Annotated in this window: 24 protein-coding genes; 15 read left to right on the plus strand and 9 right to left on the minus strand. The window is 56.0% G+C overall.

Features of this window, described 5'->3' with window-relative positions; translation table 11 throughout:
* Window positions 1-2: 2 nt before the first annotated feature.
* Window positions 3-980, minus strand: a complete 978-nt coding sequence (locus tag WBY09_RS08650) for an ABC transporter substrate-binding protein (RefSeq protein WP_008891428.1) — start codon at window positions 978-980, stop codon at window positions 3-5.
* Between the two features lie 60 nt (window positions 981-1,040).
* Window positions 1,041-2,057, minus strand: coding sequence for an agmatinase (speB, locus tag WBY09_RS08655; protein WP_336232520.1), 1,017 nt, complete (start codon window positions 2,055-2,057; stop codon window positions 1,041-1,043).
* A 200-nt stretch (window positions 2,058-2,257) separates the two neighbouring features.
* Between speB and WBY09_RS08660 the strand changes: the two genes are divergently transcribed.
* The 3 genes from WBY09_RS08660 to WBY09_RS08670 all read left to right on the plus strand — a co-directional run bounded on the left by WBY09_RS08660 (window position 2,258) and on the right by WBY09_RS08670 (window position 6,085).
* The gene (locus WBY09_RS08660) at window positions 2,258-3,229 is read left to right on the plus strand and encodes a LysR family transcriptional regulator (RefSeq protein WP_336232521.1); all 972 of its coding nucleotides are present in this window, start codon (window positions 2,258-2,260) and stop codon (window positions 3,227-3,229) included.
* A gap of 76 nt (window positions 3,230-3,305) precedes the next feature.
* Window positions 3,306-4,436 (plus strand): LysR family transcriptional regulator, encoded by a 1,131-nt coding sequence (locus tag WBY09_RS08665; protein ID WP_336232522.1) that lies wholly within the window; start codon window positions 3,306-3,308, stop codon window positions 4,434-4,436.
* Between the two features lie 722 nt (window positions 4,437-5,158).
* On the plus strand, window positions 5,159-6,085 hold the full coding sequence (locus WBY09_RS08670) for a hypothetical protein (RefSeq protein WP_336232523.1): 927 nt from the start codon (window positions 5,159-5,161) through the stop codon (window positions 6,083-6,085).
* Window positions 6,086-6,124: 39 nt separating this feature from the next.
* On the opposite strand, the gene WBY09_RS08675 is transcribed toward WBY09_RS08670, so the two are convergent.
* Window positions 6,125-7,102 (minus strand): patatin-like phospholipase family protein, encoded by a 978-nt coding sequence (locus WBY09_RS08675; RefSeq protein ID WP_336232524.1) that lies wholly within the window; start codon window positions 7,100-7,102, stop codon window positions 6,125-6,127.
* A gap of 271 nt (window positions 7,103-7,373) precedes the next feature.
* Between WBY09_RS08675 and WBY09_RS08680 the strand changes: the two genes are divergently transcribed.
* Window positions 7,374-8,432 (plus strand): patatin-like phospholipase family protein, encoded by a 1,059-nt coding sequence (locus tag WBY09_RS08680; protein WP_336232525.1) that lies wholly within the window; start codon window positions 7,374-7,376, stop codon window positions 8,430-8,432.
* 18 nt (window positions 8,433-8,450) lie between these two features.
* On the opposite strand, the gene WBY09_RS08685 is transcribed toward WBY09_RS08680, so the two are convergent.
* A complete protein-coding gene (locus WBY09_RS08685; RefSeq protein ID WP_336232526.1) occupies window positions 8,451-9,083 on the minus strand; it encodes a TetR/AcrR family transcriptional regulator in 633 nt (210 codons plus the stop codon).
* A gap of 179 nt (window positions 9,084-9,262) precedes the next feature.
* Between WBY09_RS08685 and WBY09_RS08690 the strand changes: the two genes are divergently transcribed.
* Together WBY09_RS08690 and WBY09_RS08695 are read left to right on the plus strand one after the other, a co-directional pair.
* Window positions 9,263-10,231, plus strand: coding sequence for an alpha/beta hydrolase family protein (locus tag WBY09_RS08690; protein ID WP_336232527.1), 969 nt, complete (start codon window positions 9,263-9,265; stop codon window positions 10,229-10,231).
* A 134-nt stretch (window positions 10,232-10,365) separates the two neighbouring features.
* Window positions 10,366-10,920 carry a sugar O-acetyltransferase gene (locus WBY09_RS08695; RefSeq protein ID WP_336232528.1) on the plus strand — a complete coding sequence of 185 codons (555 nt, stop codon included), beginning with the start codon at window positions 10,366-10,368 and terminating at the stop codon, window positions 10,918-10,920.
* A gap of 159 nt (window positions 10,921-11,079) precedes the next feature.
* Here WBY09_RS08695 and WBY09_RS08700 read toward each other — a convergent pair whose 3' ends face one another.
* Both WBY09_RS08700 and WBY09_RS08705 read right to left on the minus strand, forming a co-directional pair.
* Window positions 11,080-11,613: a cytochrome b/b6 domain-containing protein gene (locus WBY09_RS08700; protein WP_336232529.1), complete on the minus strand. Its 534-nt coding sequence runs from the start codon at window positions 11,611-11,613 to the stop codon at window positions 11,080-11,082.
* 144 nt (window positions 11,614-11,757) lie between these two features.
* Window positions 11,758-12,060 (minus strand): PepSY domain-containing protein, encoded by a 303-nt coding sequence (locus WBY09_RS08705; RefSeq protein ID WP_336232530.1) that lies wholly within the window; start codon window positions 12,058-12,060, stop codon window positions 11,758-11,760.
* Between the two features lie 162 nt (window positions 12,061-12,222).
* Here WBY09_RS08705 and WBY09_RS08710 point away from each other — a divergent pair, with 162 nt between their 5' ends.
* The 8 genes from WBY09_RS08710 (at window position 12,223) to WBY09_RS08745 (ending at window position 20,294) form a co-directional block, all read left to right on the plus strand.
* Complete coding sequence (locus WBY09_RS08710; protein ID WP_336232531.1) at window positions 12,223-12,882, plus strand: response regulator transcription factor; 660 nt, start codon at window positions 12,223-12,225, stop codon at window positions 12,880-12,882.
* Window positions 12,883-12,890: 8 nt separating this feature from the next.
* On the plus strand, window positions 12,891-14,291 hold the full coding sequence (locus WBY09_RS08715) for an ATP-binding protein (RefSeq protein ID WP_336232532.1): 1,401 nt from the start codon (window positions 12,891-12,893) through the stop codon (window positions 14,289-14,291).
* A gap of 236 nt (window positions 14,292-14,527) precedes the next feature.
* Window positions 14,528-15,574, plus strand: a complete 1,047-nt coding sequence (locus WBY09_RS08720) for a LacI family DNA-binding transcriptional regulator (RefSeq protein ID WP_336232533.1) — start codon at window positions 14,528-14,530, stop codon at window positions 15,572-15,574.
* An 11-nt stretch (window positions 15,575-15,585) separates the two neighbouring features.
* Complete coding sequence (locus tag WBY09_RS08725; RefSeq protein WP_336232534.1) at window positions 15,586-16,596, plus strand: ABC transporter substrate-binding protein; 1,011 nt, start codon at window positions 15,586-15,588, stop codon at window positions 16,594-16,596.
* Between the two features lie 7 nt (window positions 16,597-16,603).
* Window positions 16,604-17,503 carry an ABC transporter permease gene (locus WBY09_RS08730; RefSeq protein WP_336233057.1) on the plus strand — a complete coding sequence of 300 codons (900 nt, stop codon included), beginning with the start codon at window positions 16,604-16,606 and terminating at the stop codon, window positions 17,501-17,503.
* A gap of 1 nt (window position 17,504) precedes the next feature.
* Entirely contained in the window at window positions 17,505-18,314 is an 810-nt protein-coding gene (locus WBY09_RS08735) for an ABC transporter permease (protein WP_336232535.1), read from the plus strand.
* Window positions 18,314-19,408: an ABC transporter ATP-binding protein gene (locus WBY09_RS08740; protein WP_336232536.1), complete on the plus strand. Its 1,095-nt coding sequence runs from the start codon at window positions 18,314-18,316 to the stop codon at window positions 19,406-19,408. The genes WBY09_RS08735 and WBY09_RS08740 overlap by 1 nt, the downstream gene beginning before the upstream one ends.
* A 55-nt stretch (window positions 19,409-19,463) precedes the next feature.
* Window positions 19,464-20,294, plus strand: a complete 831-nt coding sequence (locus WBY09_RS08745; protein WP_336232537.1) for a phosphodiesterase — start codon at window positions 19,464-19,466, stop codon at window positions 20,292-20,294.
* A gap of 15 nt (window positions 20,295-20,309) precedes the next feature.
* Here the strand turns inward: WBY09_RS08745 and WBY09_RS08750 are convergent, their stop codons facing one another.
* Complete coding sequence (locus WBY09_RS08750) at window positions 20,310-21,500, minus strand: FAD-dependent oxidoreductase (RefSeq protein ID WP_336232538.1); 1,191 nt, start codon at window positions 21,498-21,500, stop codon at window positions 20,310-20,312.
* Window positions 21,501-21,751: 251 nt separating this feature from the next.
* Here WBY09_RS08750 and WBY09_RS08755 point away from each other — a divergent pair, with 251 nt between their 5' ends.
* Window positions 21,752-22,078: a DMT family transporter gene (locus WBY09_RS08755; protein ID WP_062957772.1), complete on the plus strand. Its 327-nt coding sequence runs from the start codon at window positions 21,752-21,754 to the stop codon at window positions 22,076-22,078.
* 5 nt (window positions 22,079-22,083) lie between these two features.
* On the opposite strand, the gene WBY09_RS08760 is transcribed toward WBY09_RS08755, so the two are convergent.
* Both WBY09_RS08760 and WBY09_RS08765 read right to left on the minus strand, forming a co-directional pair.
* On the minus strand, window positions 22,084-23,001 hold the full coding sequence (locus WBY09_RS08760) for an NAD-dependent epimerase/dehydratase family protein (RefSeq protein WP_197145162.1): 918 nt from the start codon (window positions 22,999-23,001) through the stop codon (window positions 22,084-22,086).
* A 68-nt stretch (window positions 23,002-23,069) separates the two neighbouring features.
* Window positions 23,070-23,693 (minus strand): LysE family translocator, encoded by a 624-nt coding sequence (locus tag WBY09_RS08765; protein WP_336232539.1) that lies wholly within the window; start codon window positions 23,691-23,693, stop codon window positions 23,070-23,072.
* Window positions 23,694-23,753 lie beyond the last annotated feature (60 nt).

Raw genomic sequence — 23,753 nt, forward strand, 5'->3', positions numbered from 1 at the left:
TGTTATTTCACGATGTCAGCAGCCAGCAGGCTTTTGGGATCAGCTTCGAGCGTGATCAGGCCGCTTTCCTTGCCAAGGGTCATGGCATTGGCAATGGTGCCGACAATGCCGTCTTCGTTGGCCGGATCCATGAAGGTCTTGTTCATTGCATCATCATAAAACGCAATGCCCGCGCGGGTTTCAGCAAAGACCGCCGGATCTTCAAGCCAGCCGCCAACACCCTTTGCCATGATCACGTCGGCGGCTTCTTCGTTGGCCTTCTGCCAGGCGATTGCCTTGGCCCATGCACGATAAAGCGCTTCCATTTCCGGGCGACGGGCTTCCAGGGTTTCCTCGGTCGTGACCGCGATATCGGTGATCAGGCCCGGTGCCTTGGAGCTATCGATCAGAAGGTGGCCATGTTCGGTGTCCTTGCCACGCGTCAGCCACGGCTCCCACGTTACAGCGGCGTCAACGCGCTTGGCGACAAAGGCCGCACCGGCATCACCGGCCGACATGTTCATGGAATTGACGTCAGAAAGGCTCATGCCAGCTTCCTTGAGAAGCACACTCAGGAAGAACTGCGAAACAGACCCCTCGGTATAGGCGACGTTTTTGCCCTTGAGGTCTTCGATGGTTTTGATGTCGGCATTGGCAACAATGCCGTCGCCGCCACGTGAATCATCAAGTGCAAACAGATAGGTCAGCGGATGGTCGTCGGTGTAAAAACCAAGCACGGTGTCAATCGTGGTGACGGCAACATCAATCCGGCCGGCCGCCAAGGCCGGCATTCGGGTTTTGACGTCTTCCATCACGACAAGTTTGACATCAAGGCCTTCTTCTTCAAAGAAGCCCTCGTCCTGGGCGATATAAAGCGGGCCATAGCCGACCCAGGTCGAATGCGCGATGGTCAGTTCCTCGGCCGAGGCGGCGGTGGACAGCGAGAAGGCGGTTGCGAGTGCCGCACCCGACAGGCAGATTTTCGAAAGAATGCGTTTCATGGATGGTGTCTCCGGTGTGAGATGCTCTCTGATTTAGACTTTGGTTTCTTTGATTTGGCCTTAGCCCGATTTTCGGTTCGGGTTTCTGGTGGCGTTTGACCCGGCCAGCACGCACAGCAATTCATACATGAGCGAAATGCCAAGCCAGGCTGTTCCTCCCGAAGGATCGAAGGGGGGCGAGACCTCGACAAGGTCTGCACCCACAAGGTTTAGACCGGCCAACAGCCGGATCATTTTTTGCGCCTCGCGGCTGGTGAAACCGCCGATTTCCGGCGTGCCGGTGCCCGGTGCAAAGGCCGGGTCGACAGAATCAATGTCAAAGCTGACATAGGTCTTATCCATGCCAACAATGTCGCGGGCCTCGGCCATGATATCGTCGATGCCGCGATCAATGACTTCTTCCATGCGGATGATGCGAACACCCTGTTTCAGGCCCCATTCAACATCTTCGCCGTCATACATCGTGCCGCGAATGCCGATCTGAACCACGCGCCTGGGATCAAGGTAGCCGTCCTCGATCGCGCGGCGGAACGGTGTGCCGTGGGTGTATTTGAAACCGTTGAAATAGCTGTCAAAAAGATCGGTATGGGCATCGAAATGAACCATGCCAAGCGGCCCATCAGATGCCAACGCCTTCAGGATCGGATAGGACAGCAAATGATCGCCACCGGCACTGAGTGGCGTGATGCCCTTTGATTTCAGCTTGGCGATGAAGCCGGTGACACTTTCGAGCGTATCCATGATGTCGGCCGGGTTGACCGGCGCGTCACCCAGATCGGCGATATTGCGGTCTTCAAACGGGTTCTGGCTGGTGACTGGATGTTTGGGGCGGATCATGGTGGACAGGTCGCGCAACTGGCGCGGGCCGTGCCGCGCACCCGGACGGTTGGTGGTGCCGCCATCCCATGGCACGCCGACCATGGCGATATCGACCTCGTTTAAGGCCGGGGTATCCAGCGACAAATGCGGCGCGCGCATGAAGCTTGCCACCCCGGCATAACGCGGCAGGGTCATCGCCGAAGGCGGTACAAAGGAAATAGCGGACGCAGTATCAGGTTTGTCAGCAGTGTTGGGCATGAAGGCAGGTCCTAGCGCGGTGGCGATGGTGGCGATGGTGGTGGCATGCCGTTGCGGTCGGGTGGGGTGAGCGCGGACACGGCAATTATCTCAAAAGCTTGGACGAAGATTGCCACGCGGCGACGTGTTCAATAATATGAAACTTTCAAACTAAACGTCTGATTTTTTCAACGTAATGCTTTCACGAAGGTCAAGCGCCGATGTCAGTAACACTTCCGCCGCTCAGTGATGTCGATTTCCGCCAGTTGCGGATTTTCAGAACCATCGTCGAAAGCAACGGCTTCACCGCCGCACAGGACGAGCTTGGCATTTCAAGATCGACCATCAGCACCCAGATGTCCGCCCTTGAAACCCGGTTGGGGGTCAAGCTTTGTCGGCGCGGGCGATCGGGCTTTTCGCTGACCGAACATGGGCAAAAGATCTATAGCGAGGTGATCAAACTGTTTGCCGCGGCCGACTCTTTCCGGGCCGAGGTCGGGGCCATCCGCGGCAATATGGTGGGGGAACTTCGCATTGGGGTGGTCGATGCCATGGTCGAAAACCCCAATTGCAAACTCGATCGCGCGATTGCGCTGTTTCATGAACGCGCACCCGGCGTACATCCGACCTTTGTCGTGGTGTCGCCCAACCAGATTGAAAACGCGTTGCTTAGTCGGCAGATGGAAATCGCCGTCATGCCCAACCAGCCGATGAACGCAGCCGTGCAGATGCAGCAGCTTTTTCACGAAGAACAGACGATGTATTGCGGCAAGGAGCATCCGCTGTTTGAAAAGGCCCATGAAAAAATGCCGATCGAACAACTGGCCGAACAGAAATACGCCCGGCGCGGTTATTCGGTGGCGCTGGCGTTCCAGTCGCTGTTCAAGCATCCGCCCAGTGCGACGGCCTATGACATGGAAGGGCTGGCTTATCTGATCCGAAGCGGCAAGTTCGTCAGCTTCCTGCCAACCCATTTCGCGCGGCAATGGGTGGAGCGCGGTGAAATGCGCGCCCTTCGTCCCGATCTGCTCAGCTTCAAGATCGCCATGTGTGTCGCCAACTTCCCGCAATCGGTGATGTCACGCATGGCGCGCGTGTTCCGCGAATGCCTGATTGAGGTCCATCCAACCGTGACCGCAATCAAAACCGTGCCGCCGACGTTGGATAAGACTGCTGCGGCGTCATCCCAATAACCGTTTTCCCAAATCCGGTTCGGGCGCTATGCTCTTGATCGGGCAGGGGAGTTAACCGAAACGGACGATCAAGACCATGCTGTCATCGCTTAATATCCGTCATATGCGCGTGTTTGTCGCAGTTGCCGATCAGGGGAATTTTACCGCTGCGGCCGGGGTTTTGGGCCTTGGTGTGCCTGCGGTTACCGCGACCATTCGCCAGTTTGAGGATGTGACCGGGGCCGCCCTTTTTGATCGTACGACGCGTCAGGTGGCGCTGACCCAGACCGGCGAGCGGTTCCTGCCGATTGCCAGGCGGTTGCTGGCCGATTTTGAAGAGGCGCTTGGTGACCTTGATGCGTTGTCCAAGGGTGTAGGGGGCAAGATTACGATTGCAGCAGCCCCATCGGTTCTGACGCGTATTTTGCCCGCGGTGATTTCCGAATTTGTGGCGGCCCATCCCGATGCGCGCATTCGTCTAGATGAACGCAATGCCGGTGAAGTGCATGAGGCAGTGGCAAATAATGCCGCCGATTTCGGCATTGCAGGGGAGTGGCAGGCGCTTCCTGATATTGCTTTTCGCCCGCTGTTTTCCGACCGGTTCGGTGTGCTGTGCCGGGCCGATCATGCCTTTGCGCAAAAATCTGTTTTGCGCTGGTCGGATTTGACCGGCGAGAAGCTTGTCGGGTTGGGTCCTGAGTCTGGAACGGGCGCAATGATGGCGCAGCCCGGTGTCACCAGCGATCTGTCATCTGACACCATGCCGGTCCTGAGCCCTGCTGTGCGCTATGCGGTGGCGGCGGGAATTCCGGCGGCGAAAACGGTTCTGGCCCGGGCGCAAAAGGCGATGCGGGCCGAGGAAAAGGTGCTGCGCTCACTTGATCCGAACGCCAGTAGTGCAGAGGAAGGCAGCGATATCGCCCTGGGCGCAACCGGACCGATCCTGCCGCGCCCGATTGTTGAAACATCCAATACCATCACGCTGGCCGCCATGGTGGCCGAAGGGGTGGGGATTACGGTTCTGCCGGAACTGGCAGCAAAGGTATCAGATATGGCGGCACCGGAGAAGCTGGTGTTTGTGCCACTGACCACCCCGGAACGCCATCGCCATATTGGCGTGATTACCCGCAAAAGCAAAAGCCTGTCGCCGATTGCGCGGCTGTTCCTTGATCAGGTGATCGCACTCGCCCCAAAACAGGACCTTCCGGCCAGTTTGACGTGGTATTGAGAATATGTTGATGACCCAGACGTCTGTTTAATCAACCGCAGAAAGGAAGCAGGTCGCAGGCTATTCCTGCTGCATCAAGCACTCTATGAACTGGGTGATTTTCAAATACGAACAGCGAGATCAACAACCAGAGAGCGGTTACAACCAAGAAGCCTTCCAGCAAGCGGACTTCCATGAGCTTCCACGTAGTAGGGCTCTGAATTTCACCGGACAACCCTATTATAGTCTGTGTGAGAGCATAATGGGAACTACTACCGTCCTCGTTATTTTTGTTGTACGAGATTCGCAGCCCGTTTTTCTTTATTAATCCATCAGTAAACCACTTGTGAATTGACCACACTAGACCCAAAAATATTGGGATTACAGTGATTCCTAAAGATGTAAAAAATTGAGAAGTGGGTGCACTGTCGGCAACACTGTTCATTGATAGGAATGAGGATAAATAGACCAAGGATAACAGCAGTAATGTTATCCCTTTTGTGACAAGTCCTAGGTACGCAATGCTTGTTGAGAAGCGAAGAAACAAATTGGACATCATCCAAGTCTCTTTTTAAATGTTAAGTCTAGGTTGGCCTAAGGATGGCGTAATTGTCTAATATAGTGTTGTGTTTATCAATCTAAAATTGATTTTTGGGTTGTTTTATTCTATATTCATTCAATCACTGATATAAATCTGATATAACATCACCCAGCCTTTGGGAAGGTTTGGGGGGGACGTTGTGATGTTTGAACATCCGGTGATTGATGTCGCGTTGGGGCTGATCTTTTTCTACGTGACATTGAGTTTGGTGGCATCCGCAGCACAGGAGTGGGTTGCGAGTTTCTTTGGCTTGAGATCAACCAACCTTGAAGAGGGTATCAAGCGGCTGGTCGGGGACAAATACGCCAAGGCGGTTTATGCCCATCCCCTGATCAAGAACCTGTCGCGGGATAACAAGAAGCGGCCTTCCTATATCGCGCCCGAAACATTGAGCACTGTGTTGCTTGAGGTTCTGGCGAAGAACGAGGGCGACAAGTCCTTTGTCTCCTTGAAAGCCGATGAAGTCCGCGACCTGATCGCCAAGCTGCCGCAAGGGGCGGGAGGCGATGTTGCGGACAAGAAGGACGACGGTGACCTTGCGGCCATTTTGACGGCGTTGGTAACCGAAGGCGAGAATGTCGCCAACGAGTTGCAGGAAAAATTGACCAGCTGGTTTGATGAGGGGATGACCCGCATTTCGGGTTGGTACAAGCGCAAGGTCAAAGCGATCATCTTTGGTATTTCCGCCGTGGTCGTGATCTTGACCAATGCCAGCACCATTCATGTTGCCGAGGCGCTTTGGACCAATGAGGCGCTGCGGACCGAGATTGCCGCGCAGGCGACGGTTGCCGCGGGCAAGGAAGGTGTAACGGAACTTGAAGGTACCAATCTCGACAGTTTGAAATCGTTTCCGATTGGCTGGAAAGAGCCGAGCTTTTCGGCAAACATTGCGGCGTTTTTCACGGGTGCGGAATGGTTTAAATCCATCATTGGCTGGCTGATCACGATTGCAGCGATGAGTTTAGGTGCGCCGTTCTGGTTTGATCTTCTGGGCAAGGTTGCTGACCTTAAAGGCACCGGGGGCAAGGCGCCGGACAAGTCGAAACAGACGGAAGAGGACGTTGTTTAACGTTTCAAGCGCCCTCTGCCTGTTACGGTCTTGGTCTCATCACTTTTTGTCTAGTAGCTTGAAAAGAGTTTCTAGCTGGGCTGTGTTTTCTTCGATGATCCGGTTAGCTTCATCTTTGAGGTTTTGGATGTTGCCCGGTTTAGGGTCGTCCATCTCTTCGCTTGCCAGCTTCAAATCGGTATCAAGACGGAAGTATCTCTGTTTTTTACCGCTGCCGTTCCCTGGCAGAAGCTGGTTCATTTGGAAGTCCACAGCGTCTGATGCACCATCCATCATCACGCTTATCAGTGGTCTAACCCAACCAACTTTTCCCCAGTCCTTCGCATCGTCGTAGGGAATTTTCCAATTTCCTACTCCGGTACCGAGAGACACGACGAGCAGATCTTCGTCACGGTAAGATAGTGTTTTTGCTTCGGCATATGCGCAAATCGTGGGGTTGTTGACGAAAACACCGCCGTCAATAAGGGCGCGTCTTACTTGCGGGCGTGAAAGGCTCATGATCTCGGCTGGCTCAAAATAAGTAGGCGCTGCCGACGTAGCTCTAGCGGCATCTCGAAGTAAGTGGTTTCGACCTGAGGATTTTTGAGCACGCGACGTTTTGAAAAAGTACGGCTGTCTGAGTTCGATATCATAGCTCGTCAGAGCGATTGGGCATAACGTATCTTTTAACTCAGTCTCGCCAAGACGTTGTTTCAACAGTTGTTCGAGATTCTTATGCGAGTAGAGCTCGTCCCATACGCCGCCTCCAGAGCTAACTTTGTCCCAAGGCGATTGGTGGAAGATGTCGGCACCATGTTCGGTATACAACGTAACCATTTCTGCGGCAGAGAACTTCGGTTTATTGTTTGCGCCGGGCACTGTCAGCCCTGCCGCCAAAATGCCACCTGTTGACGTTCCGAAAATCAGGTCAAAAATTTCCGAGATTGGCTTTCCTATCTCGGTTTCGATGTGTTGCAAGATAGTGCCCGGGATAACTCCGCGGATACCGCCCCCATCAATTGATAGTATTTTAAACATAATTTTTCCCTCATTGGTTGATGTGGGGCGTCTCTTAAGGTTTATTAATAGGAAATATTTATCAACTAAAAGTTTTATTTTGAGGTTGCGGTTGTAATAAGGGAAAAGCTGACAGGATTTTTGCAGTAGACGCTAAATATTTGTTTCAGATGTATAATACTCGTGCATAGAAGCGCCTTTCGGAAAACATCGTTATTCTCTGGAAATCACGATCTTTCGCGGCATATCATGTGAATGAGTACAACCGGATGCATCACTCGCTGGAGTAAACATGACGGAGTCCCTTGATAAATCGATTGACAGAGAAGTCAGTTGTAACCGCAAACAGATCAACCTTGCCCTGCAGGGCGGGGGATCGCACGGGGCGTTTACCTGGGGCGTTCTGGACCGCTTGCTTGAGGATGAAGAGATTGAGCTTGAGGCGATTTCGGGCACGTCGGCCGGGGCGATGAATGCGGCCGTGGTGACGTCGGGCTTTTGCAAGGGCGGTCATGACGGGGCGCGCGAGGATCTTGAGCGGTTCTGGTCAGCGGTTTCCGAAGCCGCGCGGTTCAGTCCGTTGCAACGTTCCCCGATGGATGTTTTGTTCGGCAACTGGTCGCTTGGCAATTCGCCGATGTATCAGTGGCTGGATATGAGTGCGAAGCCGTTTTCGCCCTATGACCTTAATCCGGCGGGGGATAATCCGCTGGCGGGGCTTTTGGAAGATGTCGTCGATTTTGATTTGTTAAACAAAAGCCCGACCAAGCTTTTCATCACCGCGACCAATGTCGAAACCGGGCAGGCACGGGTGTTTCGCAACCCAGATATCAGCCTTGATGTTTTGCTGGCATCGGCCTGTTTGCCCAATATCTACAAGACGGTCGAGATTGATGGCGTGCCCTATTGGGACGGGGGGTATTCCGGTAATCCCAGCCTTGGCCCCTTGGTGCGGGAATGTTCGGCCAATGACACGGTGCTCGTACAGATCAATCCGGTCAAACGGCCGGGGATCCCGAAAACCTCGCACGAGATTTCAAGCCGTTTGAACGAGATTTCGTTTAACAGCAGCCTCGTCAAGGAGCTGCGCATGATGTCGGTGATCCGCAAGGACATGCCGCCCCATCAATGCGAAGCCAGCAGTTGGGGCACCATGCGCGTGCATCTGATTGCCAGTGATGTGATGCTGGAGCTTGATCACACATCGAAGATGAATGCGGAATGGGATTTCATGACCATGCTGCGCGACAAGGGGCGCGAGGCAGCGGGCGTGTTCCTTGAAAAACATCGCGGTGATATCGGCAAAACCCCGACGCTTGATCTTGAACAGTTTGCGCCGGATTATGTTTAGGGCGTTGTCGTCGGCCAGTCAGCCCGATTTGCCGTAGCGCAGGCCATCAATCATCAGATCCAGCATGCGATAGGTATGCTGCATGCCTTCATGATGTTCGGGATCGTCACCCGCTTTGCTGCCCGCCTTGCCGCCCGAGGTGCTTCCGGCACTGGCGAGGTTGCCAATCGCGCGCAGCAGATCATAGGCATCAATGTCTGATCGGGCTTGGCCCGCCTTGGCCGCCGCAGCCAGCAGGTTTTCAAGCGCCGGTTCGAAGTTGCTGCGGAAGTAATCGGGCAGGGCATCGAAGGCCGGATCGCCGGAATGAAGGGCCGACGCCAATCCCTTTTTCGTGACGATAAACCGGCAATAGCGCCTGAGCCAGCGCGACAGGGCCTCACCCGGCGGGTGGTCCTTTGCGAGCGTTTTGGCATCGGCCGCACAGGCATCAACTTCGCGCTTGAACACGGCAACGACCAGATCGCTTCGTTTGGGAAAACGGCGATAGAGCGTGCCGACCCCAACCCCGGCGGTTTTGGCAATTTCACGCACCGGCGCATCGACGCCCGAAGTGGCAAAAACCGTCTTGGCGGCCTCCAGCACCGCGTCTTCATTGCGGGCGGCGTCAGAACGGATGCGTTTTTTTGTGCCGGTGGTTTCTTCCTGCATCGCTTTGTTTTTCCACAATAAGCCAGCGTGATCGCATGCGGACGGAGTCCGGGTGTTGAAATTCATGCTTGATAAACGGAACAGTGTTCCGTATTTAAATCAGCAACAGGAACATCGTTCCGTTTGTTGGTTTATAGGCGAAATCGATGGTTTCGCCAAGCAAAACAAGGATGCCTTTCATGAACAATCTGATCACCAGTGCCCGTCATATTCCGGTTCGGGATGCGGTGCCGACCCTTTCGATCTGTCCGGTAATTTTGCCGGTTGCTGATCGGCCGCAGCCGATTGAAATGCGGATTACCCTGCCAGCGGTGGGCGATCATTTTCCGATCATCCTGCTGTCGCACGGGCATGGGCCGTCGCTTTATATTCCGTCGATGAACGGCTATGGCCCGCTGGCGCAGTTTTATGCAGAGCAGGGCTTTGCCGTGATCCAGCCGACCCACGGCAATTCGAAAGTTGCCGGGTTTGGGCCGGACGCACCGGGTGCACCGTTTTTCTGGCGGTCGCGGGTCGAGGACTTCAAGCATATCATTGATCATCTGGCCGACATCGAAGCCGTCCACTCGATCCTTGAGGGGCGACTTGATCATGACCGGATTGCGGCGGTGGGGCATTCGCTTGGCGGACAGACGGTGGGGATGTTGCTCGGCGCGCGGTTGACCGATGCCGCCGATCCGGATGCACAGGATGTCAACCTTCGGGAGCCGCGGATCAAGGTTGGTGTGTTGCTGGCGGCACCCGGCAATGGCGGGGAGAGCCTTAGCGATCATGCGCGTGCGAACTATACCGCGCTTAACCCCGATTTTTCCCATATGACGACACGCACCCTTGTGGTGGCGGGGGATAAAGACGATAACCCGCACCTGACCACGCGCGGGGCGGCATGGCACACCGACCCGTTCCATTGCAGCCCGGGTGGTGATTATTTGCTGACGCTTAAAGGCGGCAAGCACGGGCTGGGTGGTATTGCAGGCTACGATGCCAAGGAAGCCGACGATGAGGATCCCGATCGCCTTGCCGTGACCCAGCGGATGAGTGCGGCCTATCTGCGCAGCGCATTTGATGACAGCGACCCGGCTTGGGCCAAGGCGTGTGATGCGCTGGCAACCCATGGCGCGGAACTGGCGCATGTGACGGGCAAGTAAGTTTCGATGTGCTTTGTGGGCCATGGTGGTGGGTGGCGGAGGTGTGCTGTGCGGTGCAGATTGCAGTTGCCCGCAATCGGGCGTAACGTGATGACCGTCCTGAACAACGTCCTTGAACAACGTCCCTGAGCATCATGGCCCAAAGCGAACTTGAAAAAATGCAGGCCGGTGACTGGTATTCCTGCCTTGATCCGGAACTCACCGTGATGCGCCATCGCGCCCTTGAGGCCTGCCATGAACATAGCGTGCTCTATCCCGCAGAGCGCGGCAATATCGGGCCGAAACTGCGCGCGTTATTTGCATCATGTGCGGATGATGTGCGGATCGAGGCGCGGTTTCATTGTGCCTATGGGGTGAATATCCACTTGGCCAAAGACGTGTTTTTAAATGTCGGCTGCGTGATTTTGGATACCGCACCGGTAAAGATCGGGCGGCATTCGATGCTGGGCCCCAATGTGCAGATTTACTGTGCCGATCATCATCGCGATCCGGAACTGCGCAAACAGCATCTTGAAATCGCCCGGCCAGTCACGATTGGCGACAATGTCTGGATCGGTGGCGGGGCGATTATTCTGCCGGGGATCACGGTTGGGGATGACGCGATCATCGGCGCCGGGGCCGTGGTGACGCGCGATGTTGCGACGGGCAGTACGGTTGTTGGGAATCCGGCCAAGCCGATTGGGCGGTAAACTTTTTGCTGAGGCCTACTGTGTCCAGATTCCCGCCAGCGCGGGAATGACGGGGCAAAAAAAGAGGCAACCGGCCAGGGGTGGACGCGGTTGCCTTGAGTTGGGACAAACCTTAATTCAGGATGTCACAGGGTAAGCGTTAAGTTTGGTGCTTCCGGGTCAGGCGACGTCATCCGTTGCCGGGTGGCGCTTGCGGCCCGTGATCATGGCGCGGACCAGATTTTCGTGATGGCGCAGGCTGGCCAGCAACACGCCGCCAACATGCAGCAGCACTAGGAACAACAGGCCGTTTGCCAGCGCCTCGTGGGTTTCCTCAACCCATTCAGAGCCCCAGAACATGGTGGTGGTGTACATCCAGCCCGTCAGCGCACAACCCGCCATGGCGAGCATCAGGGCCACGATCATCGCCGCCCCGGCCGGATTATGGCCGAGATAACGGGGTTCGGTTCCGCGCAGGATATCGCCAAGATATTGAAGTGTTGCCCGGGGGCTTTTGATGAATTGGGTGAAGCGGGCATATCTTGTGCCGATCAGGCCCCAGATCAGGCGCAGCGCAATCAGGGCACCCGCGGCATAGCCCGCCCATTGATGCAGGCTGTCCCATTCATCGGCCGTGATCCAGGCGATGACGAAACTTGCCGCCAGGCCCCAGTGAAACAGGCGGACAAACGGGTCCCATACTTTGACAGACATGATGCGTGCTCCTGACTGTTGAATGCGTTTTTTAGGTGTTTCAGAGAGGCGGCTTTGACCGAGGGCATCCGTGCAGGCAGGCACGGAGGCGGGGGACAAACTATCGGTCAAAGCCGCACTCACCCGAGGGAGGCGCGATTAAAATCAGTCGTCTTCCTTGACGAGCTCAAAGGTCGCCGGGTTGAAATAGGCTTCGACTTTCTTGCCATCGGCCTTGACGGCGTAGACTTCGTAGCAGCCTTCATCTTCCTTGATTTTGCGGACGTCCCAGCCTTCGGCGGTCAGTTTCTCCTTAAGCGCATCCATGCTCTGCCATTCGGATTTAGGCACGTTGCAATAATCGTCACTGGCCTGTGCGGTGTGCGCAGTCAGGCCAAGGGCGGCAGTTGCCAGCAGGGTGGCGGCAAAGGTGCCAAAGGCGACTTTCTTCAAAACAGTGTTTTTCACGGCTCGGTTCCTTCATAAGATAGGGGATATGTCATGATCGGTGCGGAGTATGGCGTTCTTCCCTGACAGCAACCTGAACCAGACATTTTTCACCGTTCAGCACACTGTCAGGAAACGTCCTTAACCAAGGCCGATTGTGCAAAGCTTTGCGATGAGGTTGGGGTGCGTATTCTTCTGGTCGAAGATGAATTGATGCTGGCAGACGCGGTGCGCGATCATTTGCTGGCAAGCGGTGAGGCGGTTGATCACAGCGCAAGTGTGGTCGATGCCGAGATCATGCTACGCGGGACCAACTATGATGTGTTGCTGCTGGACCTCAACCTGCCAGATGGCAAGGGGCTTGATTTGCTGCGCGATTTGCGTCGCAAGGGATCGGCCACGCCATGCATTATCCTGACCGCACAGGATCAGATTTCGGATCGGATCGAGGGCTTGAATGCCGGGGCGGATGATTATCTAGTCAAGCCGTTCGACCTCAATGAGTTATCTGCACGCCTGGCCGCCGTATCGCGGCGCTATAGCGGCAACCCCAATCCGTTTGTGGAACTTGATGGCGGGGTCGAGGTGGATCTTGCCGGGCGGTCTGTTTTGCGCGACGGGGCGCAGATTGACCTGACATCGCGCGAATGGGCTCTGTTTGATCAGATGGTCAAACGGCCGGGACAGACACTTTCGAAACGCCAGCTTGAAGAAGCGCTTTATGAATTCGGGGCCGAGATCGAAAGCAACACGGTCGAGGTTTATGTCAGCCGGTTGCGCCGCAAGCTTGGCCGCGATGTCATCAAGACCGTGCGCGGTGTCGGCTATCGGGTTGAGGGATAAGCAACGCCATGGGCAAAAATCCCAACAGAAGTTTACAAGCGATCCTGACCCGGCGATTGACGCTTACGGTTGGGGTGTTCTGGCTGGCGGGCTCGGTCCTTGCGGCGATGACGATGTATCATGAAATGCAGGAAGCGTTTGATAACAGCCTTGTCACCACGGCCTATCGCTATGCTCCGCTGATTGATGAGTACCTTAAGGATCATAAGGGTGGCAGCCCGAAAGAAGTCCTGCCAAGCCCGGCCATGGGGGAGATCCTGACCGATGATCATGGCGATGGCGACGGGGACGAGGAACTTGGCGAAGATTACCTGATGTATCACGTGCGTGATGGTGGCGGGCGGCTTTTGCTGCGGTCGTTCAACGCTGAGGAAGAACCGTTTGAAGCCCCCCTGGTCGAGGGATTTTATAACGAGGAAGATTTCCGCATTTACAGTGCGGTTCTGCTGGGCGGACAGCGGGTGATCCAGGTGGCAGAGCCGCTTGAACATCGGCGCGAGGCGTTGATGGAAAGTGTTCTCGCCCAGTTCCTGCCGATTGCGCTTTTGATCCCGGTGGTGATCATTCAATTGATTGTCGTGCTGCGCGGCGGGTTGAAACCGATCAAACGCGTGCGTGACGAAATCGAGGAACGCGGCGAAGGCAATCTGCAACCGCTTGAGCAGGACGAAGCCCCTGAAGAAATCAGCACCATTGTAACGGCGGTCAACCGGCTGATGGGGAAGCTTGAGGCGGCACTCAGTGTCGAGCGCAGCTTTACCGCCAATAGTGCGCATGAATTGCGCACCCCGATTGCCGTGGCGCTGGCGCAAACGCAAAGGCTGCTGGCAGAACTGCCCGCGGGGCACGCGGCCCGCAAGCGCGCGGTTCAGACGGAAGAGGCGCTTAAACGCCTGTCGCGGCTGTCCGAAAAGCTTTTGCAGCTGGCACGCGCGGAATCAAGCGGTGGCTTTAGCCCGACGGGGCAAAATCAGGACCTTGGCCCGACGCTTAATCTGGTGATCGAAGACATTCGACGGGCCGGGATGGAAGGCGCGCATATCCGCTTTGATACGGAAAATCTGGCGACATTATCGGCCAATATTGACCTTGATGCCTTTGCGATTTGCATGCGCAACCTGATTGAAAATGCCCTGAAATATGGTGGTGATGAAGAACCCGTCGATATCCGCGTGATCGAGGATCACATCGTTCAGGTGTCAAACGGCGGCGCGCCTGTTAGCCCCGCAGAACTCAGCCAACTGACCACCCGGTTCAAACGATCGAGCAACAAGGCCGACGGATCAGGTCTTGGTCTGGCGATTGTCGAGGCGATTGCGCGCAATACGAAGGCAGAGCTCAAGCTTTATTCCCCGCGCCCGGATCATGCGGACGGCTTCATGGCCGAACTTCGTTTGCATCAAAGCTAAGCGCACAAACAGCCCCCATAAAACGTCTGACCAGCAATGCAACCCCGGAAAACCGGGTTGAAGATTTGCGATCATGGCGCGGGATTACCGTTTTATGTTTTGAGATCGAAACGTCATAAATGGCAGTTTTCCGCCATTGTAAACGTTTCAAATGTTCATAAAACGGAAACACAAGTGTTATCGAAGTGACTTCTTCGTTGGGTATGGTTTGGCCCGTCGAAGGAGTTTTGTTGCAGATGACACCCAAACCCACCATGCGCACAGTCGCCGCCAAGGCCGGCGTTTCAATCGCAACCGTATCACGGGTGATCAATTGCCCTGATGAGGTTCCGACTGAAACGGTTGAACGTGTGCGTGCGGCCATGGCGTATCTGAAATATCGGCCAAACATGAATGGCCGACGCCTTAAGATGGCGCAGACGCGGTCTGTCGGGGTTTTGGTGCCAACCATGGCCAACCCGGTTTTTGCAACGTCGGTCCAGGGGATCGAGCAGGCCGCCCATGAGGATGGCCTGACCGTTCTTTTGACGTCATCGGAATATGATCCGGAACGCGAATTGGGCGCGGTTTCGACATTGCTCAATAACCGGGTGGACGGGTTGATCCTGACACTGGCGAATGCCGATGATAATCGCGTGATCGATCTTTTGATCAGTGAAAACATCCCGTTCGTGTTGCTGTTTAACCAGCCAAGCCGAACCGACGTGGCGTCCATCAGTGTTGATAACGCCAAGTCGGCCTATGACATCACGCAGGCGATGATTGCGCAGGGGCATCGCAAGCTTGCGATGGTGGCCGGCCATTTTGAAAGTTCGGACCGTTCGCGCCAGCGTTATGACGGGTTCTGTCAGGCCATTAACGACGCACACCAAAAGGACGAGGTGGCGATGGCGGCCCCGCGCCTGTGTCAGGTCGGGTTTGGCGAGACCGATCTTGAGGGCATCCTTGAGAGTTTTCTGACCGGGCCGGACGCGGTCACGGGTCTTGTCTGTTCGACTGACATGCTGGCGATTGCCGCAATCAGCGCATGCCGCACCTATGGGCTTTCGGTCCCGGGGGATGTGTCAGTCGGGGGCATTGACGGAATTGCGGTGGGTGGGCTGATCACACCGAAACTGTGTTCGGCCGTTCAACCCACCCAGAAGATGGGCCAGCAGGCGCTTGCATTCCTGCTGGGCCTGATACGGGGGCAGACAGAACCGCAAAGTTTGCTTTTGCCCCATCAACTTAGCACGGGTGAGTCGATCGGACCCGCCCGGCATCAGTCATCACCCCGATTATAGGGAGATCAAAAGTGCGTTTCAAACAACTTGTCATGGGTGTGAGCCTTGCGGTTGCTGCCACGGCGGCACAGCCTGCCTTCGCTGATGAAGCAGCGATTTGCTATAACTGCCCGCCGGAATGGGCTGACTGGGGCGGACAGCTCAAGAATATTTCGAAAGATCTGGGCATTGATGTCCCGCAGGATAACAAAAACTCGGGCCAGACCCTGTCGCAGCTTTTGGCGGAAAAAGAAAACCCGGTCGCCGATGTTGCCTATTACGGTGTGTCGTTTGGCATCAAGGCCAATGAAGCCGGTGTTGTTCAGAACTACAAGCCGACCAATTTCGATGCCATCCCGGATGGTCTGAAAGACCCGAACGGCGCATGGTTTGCGATCCATTCCGGCACGATTGGCCTGTTTGTCAATGTTGACGCCCTTGACGGCGCGCCGGTCCCGCAGAGCTGGAACGACCTTTTGAAGCCGGAATACAAAGGCATGGTTGGTTATCTTGACCCATCAAGCGCCTTTGTCGGATATGCCGGTGCGGTTGCGATCAACCGTGCCATGGGTGGGTCACTTGATGACTTCACGCCGGGTATCGAGTTCTTCAAGAAGCTGAAGGAAAACGATCCGATTGTGCCGAAACAGACCGCCTACGCACGTGTTCTGTCGGGGGAAATTCCGATCCTGCTTGATTATGATTTCAACGCCTATCGCGCGAAATACAAAGACAGCGCGAATGTTGAATTCGTCATCCCGTCCGAGGGCACGGTTACGGTGCCGTATGTCATGAGCCTGGTTGCCAACAACCCGCATGGCGAGAACGGCAAAAAGGTTCTGGATTACGTGATGTCGGACAAAGGCCAGTCCCATTGGGCAAATGCCTTCCTGCGTCCGGTGATCCCGAGTGCAATGTCGCCAGAAGCGGCATCCAAGTTCCTGCCGGAAGCCGACTATGCCCGTTCCCAGCCGGTTGATTACGCCAAGATGGCAACCGTACAGACCGGATTCTCTGACCGTTATCTGGCCGAGGTACGTTAAGGTGTCGATGGACATTGATTTGAAGGAGGGGCGTTCGCGCCCTTCCTTGCTTTCATCCTTTTTAACCCCGCGCGCAGCGGCCGCAAGCCCGGCGATCCTGACGGTCTTGCTGATCCCGGGGCTTGTGATTGTTGCGGCGTTCTTTTTGATCCCGCTTGCGCGTGTTGCGGTCGAAGTCGGCAACGGGCCGGAGGGCTGGGGGACGTATCTTCTGATCCTGACCAATGCGCGCTATCTGGAAAGTCTGATCCAGACGCTTGCGATGTCGGCAGGCGTTACGGTGATGGCGTTGATCCTGTGTGCGATTGTCGGGCTGTTTTTGGTGCGCAACAGATTTGCCGGGCGCAGTATTTTGATCGGGACATTGACCTTGCCGCTGTCCTTTCCGGGCACGGTGGTTGGCTTCATGGTGATCATGCTGGCCGGACGCCAAGGTGTGATTGGCGGGCTTACGGATGCGGCCTTTGGGTCCAAACTTGTCTTTGCCTATGACATTGCCGGGCTTTTTATCGGCTATCTGTATTTTTCGATCCCGCGCGTGATCTTGGCGGTTATGGCATCTGCCGAGAAGCTTGACCTGCAGCTTGAAGAAGCGGCGCGGTCGCTTGGTGCATCGCGGTTTCGTGTGATTTGCGACGTGATTTTACCCGGCCTCATGCCCGGCCTGATTTCATCAGGGGCCATTTGCTTTGCAACGGCGATGGGCGCGTTTGGCACGGCCTTTACGCTGGCGACCGATATCGATGTGTTGCCGATGGTGATCTATACCGAGTTTACACGGAACGCCAATATCCCGGTGGCGGCTGCCCTTAGCATTGTTTTGGGCCTGATCACCTGGGCGTGTCTGGCTGCGGTGCGCAGCTTTACCGGCGAGGGCAAAAGCCTGCCGGTGCGTGGAGGGGCATGATATGCGACGCACAGGTATCTTTTACGCGCAGCTTGGCCTGACCATTTTGCTGTGTCTTTTTATCGTCGTGCCGATCGTGATGTCGGCCCTTGCCGGGGTAACCGTTAATGTGTTTCAGGGATTGTCTTCGGGCCTGACGCTGCGCTGGATATTCGAGGTCTGGGACCTTTATGCATCAAGCATCTTCTTGTCATTGTGGCTGGCGATTGCCTGCCTGTTCGTGACGCTGATTGCCGGTGTGCCGTTAGCATATGTTCTGGTGCGCAAGCCCGGCCGGGCCACCCGGTTGTTTGAAGAATTGCTGACACTGCCGGTGGCGATCCCGGGTCTGGCCTTGGCGCTCGCACTGTTGATTACCTATGGCGGGGTCAGTGGATATCGATCCAGTTGGCTTTTCATCCTGACCGGGCATGTGTTGTTTACCCTGCCATTCATGGTGCGATCTGTCGCAGCCGTGATGTCGGCGATGGATATGAAAACCCTTGAAGAAGGGGCGGCAAGCCTTGGAGCCGGGTTCTGGCGGCGGTTTTTCACGGTCATCGTGCCCAATGCCAAGCCCGGCATTCTGGCCGGTGCATTGATGGTGGTCACGCTTTCGGTCGGGGAGTTCAACCTGACCTGGATGTTGCACACGCCGCTGACCAAAACGCTGCCGGTCGGGCTTGCGGATGCTTATGCCTCCATGCGGCTTGAGATCGGCAGCGCCTATACCCTGATTTTCTTTGTACTGATCATGCCGTTGCTGATTGCCATGCAAATACTGGCAAATCGCGGCAGCAAGCCTGCACGCGCGACGGCGGAGGATAAATAATGACCACTTCCCAAAAACAGGCTGCGCAGGCGCAAGACGCCGGTACTGGGATTGCGCTGACAAACTGTGCGAAGACTTTTGCCGATGGCACGCGCGCGCTGATGCCGTTCGATCTGTCGATCACGGCGGGCGAGACGCTGGTTCTGCTGGGCCCGTCGGGCTGTGGCAAAACCACGATTTTGCGCATGATTGCCGGGCTGGAGTTCCCCGATGCGGGTGGTGCAATTCATTTCGGCGACGACGATGTGACCCGACAGTCGATTGAGCAGCGTCGGGTGGGCATGGTGTTTCAGTCCTATGCGCTGTTTCCCAATATGACGGTGGCCGAAAACGTGGCCTATGGCCTTAAGGTGCAAAAGGTTGGCAAAGCCGAACGCGACCAGCGCGTGCGCGAGATGCTGGAAATGATGCATATCGACATGCTGGCCAATCGCCGGGTTGATCAGCTTTCCGGTGGGCAGCGCCAGCGTGTGGCCCTTGCGCGCGCCATCGCACCGCGCCCGCGTGTTTTGCTGCTCGACGAGCCGTTGACAGCCCTTGATGCCAAGCTCCGCGTGCGGTTGCGGACCGAAATCAACGCACTTTTGCGCAAGCTTGGCATCACAGCGATTTACGTTACCCATGATCAGGAAGAAGCCATGGCACTGGGCGACCGGATCGTTGTGATGCAAAAGGGTGAAATCGCGCAGATCGGGACACCACAGGAAATTTATCGTGCGCCGAAAACCCCGTTTGTGGCCGACTTCGTCGGAGCGAGTAATTGCCTGAAGGTCGATATCGAAAACGGGCGGGCGTTGCTGGGCCGTGTGGATGTTGATGTGTCGCGTGCATGGAACGCCAACCCCGCCACAGATGGCCTGTCGGAGATCTATTTCCGGGCAGATGGGCTTATGCTGTGTGCGCCCGATGATGCGCATTTTACCGCGAGGGTAGAGGCTGTTTCCTATTTGGGGGAACGGCTCCGCGTGACGGTTTCGGGTATCGGCGAAGATGCGGTTTTGGTTGATGCCGACCCGGATACAAACATGACGCCGGGCGAGACGGTGCATTGCCGGTTGGTGCCCGAACGTCTCACTGTGTTTGCCGCACGCTGACGGTTTCCAGTCCCAACACGAACAAGAAATTCAAGATACGAGAGACTTTAAAAGCATGCTTATTGCGCAACTAACCGATTTGCATATCGGTGCCGGACGGCGTCTGGCCTATCGCAAGGTGGATACGGCAACGGCCCTTGAATGGGCGGTGAAACGCGTCAACACCATGGTGCCAAGACCTGACATGGTTTTGTTTACCGGAGATATTGGTGATCTGGGAACAGCCGAAGAATACGCGCTGGTGCAAGACATCCTGCGCGGACTTGAGGTGCCGTTTTACATGATCCCGGGCAACCATGATCAGCGTGCGCCATTGCGCGCGGCCTTTGCGGATGCCATGCCCATCGAGGATGGGGTGGAGTTCATCAATTATGTGATTGATGCCGGACCGGTCAGGCTGATTGCGCTTGATAGCCTTGATGAAGGCCGGCCAGAGGGCAAATTGTGTTCAGCCCGATTGGATTGGTTGGAGCGCACACTGCATGATGGCGATAATCGCCCTTGTGTCTTGTTTGTGCATCACCCGCCGGTCGCGGTCGGGATCAAGCATATGGATGATCAGAGACTGTTAAGCGGGGCAGAGACATTTGCCCAGATCGTGCTGGCGCATAAAGACCGCATTCAGGCGATCATGTGTGGCCATCTGCACCGTCCGATCCATACACGATGGGCAGGCGTGCCGTTGATTGTTGCGCCGTCAATCGCCCATCAGGTCGCGTTGGATTTGCGCGATGACGGACCGTCGGCCTTTACCATGGAACCGCCAGCGATGCATTTGCATCGCTGGGATGAAAAGCAGCAATGCCTTCTGACCCATCTGGCCTATGTCGACCAATATGACGGGCCACATCCGTTCTTTGACGAGAATGGCAAGCTGATTGTCTGAAAAAGGGTGGTGGGCTTATTTTCCCACCCCGACCTTGATGGCGAGTTTGCGAAGCGGGCCGATGCGGTTAATCGCGGTGAGGCCGGCATAGCGCAGGTCGCGGAGTGTTTTGGGTTCGAACATTGAGGCGCGGTTGAGCAGATCAATGCCGCCGACCCGCATGACGGTTTTGGGCAACTGGCGCCGTTCGTAGGATTTCAGAAGCGGGGTGGCGCCGATATCCTCATTATGCAGTTTGGCCTTGGCCATCAGCTCGGCCAAGGTTTCGATGTCATGCAGGCTCATATTAAGCCCCTGCGCGCCGATTGGCGGGACGACATGGGCGGATTCTGCTATCAAGGCAAGGCGGGCGGCAATCAGGCGCGACGGCACTTGCGAGATCATCGGCCAGACGGCGCGCGGGCTTGCGATTGTCAGTGGGCCAAACAGGTTCATGGTGTCATGGGTGATTTCGGCCGACAGGGCCTCGTCACTCATGGCATTCAGTTCATCGGCGCGGGCTGCCGGGACCATCCAGACGACGGACGAGCAGGGCTTGCCATCAAGGTCGGGCATGGGGACGAGGGTCAGCGGACCACCGGTACGGTGAATTTCGGTCGAGATGTTGTCATGTGGTTTGTTGTGGGTGACGACAAACACCAGCGCACTTTGATCATAGGCCCAGCGTTTGTGTTTGATCCCGGCCATGTCGCGCAAGGATGAATTGCGACCATCGGCGGCAATGACGACTTTGGCCCGCACGGTCTGGCCATCCGAAAGCGTTACTTCGCCAAAGCGGGACGTGCCTTTAAACGCCGTCACGGTGGTCGAGAAGCGGAAATCGACATTGTCCAGTTCGGCCAGGCGCGCCATCAGGGCCACACGGGCGGCCTTGTTTGAGACGTTCCAGCCAAAGAAACCGTTCTTGGTTTCAGAACCATCAAAGTCGGCGGTTTCGCGCGGGGTGCGCTCCGCACCACCGGCATCGACAATGCGCATGACGCGAAGTTCCGCCCCGGTCGGTTTGATTGCATCCCAGACGCCAGCTTTTTTAAGCGTCTCGATGCCCGGCTCAAGGAAGGCGGTGGTGCGCAAATCGGTACCTTCGCCGATGTCAGAAGGGGCCGGGTCGACAATCACGATCTGATGGCCATCGGCGGCAAAACGCGCCGCGGCACTCATTCCGGCGATCCCGCCGCCTGCAATCAGAATATCGGTTTCGATCATGACTGTTTATCCCATTCTCTGGCCGGATATCGCGGCACGCATCTGTGCGGCCATGACCGGCAAATCGTTGCGGGCAATGTGCCCTGTTGGGTCACTATACGCAACGATTTTGCCATCCGTTTTGATCCAGATTACGGCAAGGTGATTTTCGCGGGCGGGAATGAGCGCGGGCACGGGGATTGCCCCATAAGGAAAATTGGGCCATTTTGGGAGCGCCTTCCGCCACCACCCCAAAAACAAGGAATAAGATCATGCTCGCCTGGGTATATCTGTTTATTGCGATCAGTCTTGAAGTGATCGGGACGATATCGCTTAAATTCTCGGATGGATTTACCGATTGGCGTTTTACGGTATTAAGCCTTGGCGTTTATGGCTTGAGCTTCTGGTTTTTGTCGATGACGCTGCGCATCATTCCGGTCGGAACGGCCTATGCGGTGTGGGCCGGGCTGGGTACGGCATCGGTCGCCCTGATTGGCTGGTTGTTCCTGAAGGAACCGATGACCGCGGTTAAGGCGGTATTGTTGCTGATGATCATTGGCGGGGTGGTTGGCCTCAAGACCATCAGCACGGAAAGTTAATATCGTTAACTTTGGGCCGTCAGTGCAGTGGCACACGCCTTGATGTCCTGTTCGATATCAAGGTGTTTCGGGGCCCAGCCCAATTCACGCATGGCCTTGGTGCTGCCGAGATGTTGATGATGAGCAAGCCCGTCTGCCCAATCCCCATAACGGGCCATCGCGGTTTGTGTGCTGATCGTTTCAAACTGGCAGTTTTCAATGGCGAAATGTCTGGCGATCAGCTTGGCAACAGCAGCGTTTGAAACACCGTTGATCGCAACCCCGATATAGCTGGAACCGGGTTTGGCATTGGTCAGTGCACGGTAATAAAGATCGGCCAGATCATCGGTGTGGACCATCGGTTGATCAATATGGTCGCCGCCAACAATGGTAATCACCTTGTTGCTTTGGGCAGATGTGATGGCGCGTTCAAACAGACCGGTATGCCCATGGCGGCCGGTGGCATAGACACATCCCGGATGAATGATGATGCCGTGCAGTTTTTTATCGCCAAGAATGCGGTTCAACCCGGCAATCATCCAGTCAAATGCCGGTAAAGTGGCAAAGGGCAGTGTTTCGTCACCGATCTGTCCCGGTTTGGTTTGCGGGTAGCTCCAAACGCCACCGGTATAGAGGAAGCGCACCATGCCTGGCATGCGATGGAGGGCCGGGATCAGGTGATCGAGCAGATTGGCATCAATGCGTGGCATTTGATCGGAAAAATCGCAGGCCGTATGGATGACGGCATCAACATCGGGCAGGTCGTTGACCCACGCGACCGGGTTGGTGATATCGCCCCGGATTGGCGTTGCACCGAGGTCGGCCAGCATTTTGTGGCTGGTGCGTGATCGGGCAAGTGCCAGGACATCATGTTGATGACGGATCAGTTTTTCAACGATGGCCGATCCGATCAGGCCGGTTCCGCCGGTGACAAAGACGCGCATTCTATTTCCCCAAATGGATGTGATGCGATCCTTGTCCGACCTCAACCGGGGTTGAGGTCAAGGCGATTTTAGAGCCACATTGGAATGATCGAGGCGATCAGAAGCGCGCCAAGCGCGACATTGACTGTGCGCCATTGCCAATCCGATGTGAGTAACAGCGACAGGCTTAAGCCCAGTGCGCACCAAAGCGCCATCGACAAAAGACCGGAAAAGGCAAAGGCACTGCCCAGAATAATCGCAAGTTCGGTCGGGTCCTGTGCGATGGCAGAAAAGGATGCCGCCGCGCCGATGGTGACAGCCCAGCCTTTAGGGTTCAGCCACAGCAGGCCAAAGGCGCCAAGAAACGGGATCGGTTTGCTGTCTGTCGGGGTGTCCTGATCAATGTTGCGCGCAATCGTCGAGGTGGGTGGTGGCGTGGCCATGGCAATTTTGAAAGCCAGCCACACCAGATAGCTGGTGCCGATCAGTTTGGTGATGAGCTCAATTGCCGGAAAGGCGCGCAGCAAATTCGCCAGCCCAAGCGCGCCCGCGGCTGCGAGTGTCAGCATGCCGATTGAAATACCCATGATGAACGGCACCGAACGGCGAAAGCCGAACTGCGCACCTGATGCGGTGGCAAGCGTCGTTGCCCCGCCGGGCGACAGAGCCGCGGCCAGGGTAAAGGATAAAACGGGCAGCAGTGTTTCGATCATTCTATCGTCCTGTGGTGGCGCTTTGCCCAGGCGGCAGAGGACATCAGAAAACAATTCTTT

This window comes from Thalassospira sp. CH_XMU1458 (genome assembly GCF_037027205.1).
GTDB lineage: Bacteria > Pseudomonadota > Alphaproteobacteria > Rhodospirillales > Thalassospiraceae > Thalassospira > Thalassospira tepidiphila.